Genomic DNA, 2,407 nt, shown 5'->3' on the forward strand with positions numbered 1-2,407 from the left:
TCACCGCGGTGGCGGCGTGGCTCCGGTGCAGGGCGCCGTCGAGCTGGGCGCCGTACGCCGGCTCGCCGGCAGGACCGGCGTCCGGGGTCACGGGCGGCAGGCCGGGGTCGGTGGCGTCGTTCTCGGGCACGGTCGTCATCGTGCCCTACGACGTCGCGGGAGTCCGCGACCGTTCCCTCTCGACACCGTCCGCCTCCCGGAGGTCGCTAGGGCGAGGCAGCCGGGGTGGCGCCGGGCGAGCCGCCGCCGCCGCTGGGCGCGACGGTCGGCGTCGGGGGGTCGGTCGGGGTCGGGGTGACCGTGGGCGTCGGCTCCACGGTGGGCGTCGGCTCCACGGTCGGGGTGACCGTGGGCGTCGGCTCCACGGTGGGAGTCTCGGTGGGGCTGACCGACTCGGTGGGGCTCACGGTGGGCGTGGGGCTGGCCGTCGGCAGGCTCGCGGGCTCGGTGAACTGCTGCACCGGCTGGCCCTCGAGCGCGCCCTTCATGAAGGCCGTGAAGATCGCCGCGGGGAACGAGCCACCCGTCACGGTCGAGAGGCCGCCGACCCCGGACAGCGACACGGGCAGGCCGTCTGCACCGTCCTTGGTGAGCATGACGGCGGCTGCGAGGTCGGGCGTGTACCCGGCGAAGAGCGCCGACTTGTTCTCGTTCGTCGTCCCGGTCTTGCCGGCGATCGGACGGCCGACGCCGAGCGCGGTGCGACCGGTGCCGTCGGTGACGACCTTGCGCAGCGCGTAGTTCACGACATCGGCGGTGTTCGAGTCGAACCGCTGCTCGGGCGAGGGATCGGCCACGATGAGCACGCCGCCGTTCCCGCCGCGCACCTCCTTGATGACCGTGTAGTCGACGTGCTGGCCGCGAGCGGCGAAGGTGGCGTAGGCGTCGGCGATCTCGATGACGTGCGGCGAGGCGACGCCGAGCGCGACCGAGCGCACCGGGGTGAGCGTGTCGGTGGTGATGCCTGCGCGACGCGCAGCATCGACGACGGCGTCGTACCCGGTCTCCTTCGAGACCGCGACGTAGACGGAGTTCACCGACTGCTCGGTGCCCTTCAGCAGCGTGATGTCGCCGTAGTTGTTGTCGCCGTAGTTGTTCACGACGTAGTCGTCGATGGTGACGCCGGTGTTGCCGTTCCAGACCGAGTCGAGCGAGATGCCCTGCTCGATGGCGGCGGCGAGGGCGAACGGCTTGAACGTGGACCCTGCCTGGCCGATCGCCATGGTGGCGTTGTTGACCTGGTTGTTGAGGAAGTTGGCGCCGCCGTACATCGCGACGACCTCGCCCGTGCCGGGACGCACCGCCGCGAGGCCGATGCGCAGGCCCTCGGTGCCGCTCTTCGGTCCCTCGGCGCGCACGGCCTCGACCGCTGCCCCCTGCGCCTTCTTGTCGAAGGTCGTGACCACGCGCAGACCACCGCGGTTGAGCTCGTCCTCGGTGATGTCCCTGGTGGCGAGCTCGCGCACGACGGCGTCGAGCAGGTAGCCGTTGGTGCCCTGGAACTTGTTGGCAGGCTTGGGCTTCTTGAACTTCGGGAACGACGCGTCGTCGGCCTGGGCCTGGGTGATCCAGCCCTTCTCGACCATGCCGTCGAGCACGTACTGGATACGGCCCTTCAGCCGCTCGACGTTGTCCTTGTCGGCCGGGTCGTAGTTGCCGGGCGAGCGGATGATCGAGGCGAGGGCCGCCGACTCGCCGAGCGTCAACTCGGTGACGTCCTTGCCGAAGTACTGCTGCGAGGCGACCTGGATGCCGTACGCGCCGCGGCCGAAGTAGATGGTGTTGAGGTAGTCCTCGAGGATCTGGTCCTTGCTCACCGACGTCTCGAGCTTCACCGCGAGCAGCAGCTCCTGCGCCTTGCGCGAGAACGAGCGCTCCTGGGTGAGGAACGCGTTCTTGGCGTACTGCTGGGTGATGGTCGAGCCGCCCTGGAGGCTGCCGCCGGAGACGTTGTTCCAGATCGCGCGGCCGATGCCCGCCGGCGAGAAGCCGCCGTGCTCGTAGAACTCGCGGTCCTCGGCGGCGAGGACGGCGTGCTGGGTGTCGAGGGGGACGTCGGAGAGCGGCACGCTGATGCGGTTGGCGTCGCCGATGCGGCCGAGCTCGGTGGTGCCGTCGTTCCAGTAGACGATCGAGGTCTGCGCGGTGGCGACCTCGTTCGGCTCCGGCACCTCGGTGCGCCACAGGAGGAAGAAGAACAGCGCCACGGCCGAGGCGAAGCCGAGCAGCAGGACCGACACGACCTGCTTCCACGAGGGCAGCCAGTGACGCACACCGGTCTTGCCGCGGCGCGGGTAGTCGATCCTCACGTGGTTCATCCTCGATGCTGGGGAAGCGGGCGGGTGGGGGCCATGCCCGGTCGAGCGGGGGGCGCGAAGGTCCGAACGCGGACCGAGCCCCGACAGGT

General features: G+C 70.5%; 1 protein-coding gene. It reads right to left on the reverse strand.

The window, feature by feature from the left end; translation table 11 throughout:
- Positions 1-206 precede the first annotated feature (206 nt).
- The gene (locus tag ACFQGU_RS15755; RefSeq protein WP_386768528.1) at positions 207-2,309 is read right to left on the reverse strand and encodes a transglycosylase domain-containing protein; all 2,103 of its coding nucleotides are present in this window, start codon (positions 2,307-2,309) and stop codon (positions 207-209) included.
- Positions 2,310-2,407 lie beyond the last annotated feature (98 nt).

The organism is Longivirga aurantiaca (assembly GCF_042660085.1).
Taxonomy (GTDB): domain Bacteria; phylum Actinomycetota; class Actinomycetes; order S36-B12; family CAIYMF01; genus Longivirga; species Longivirga aurantiaca.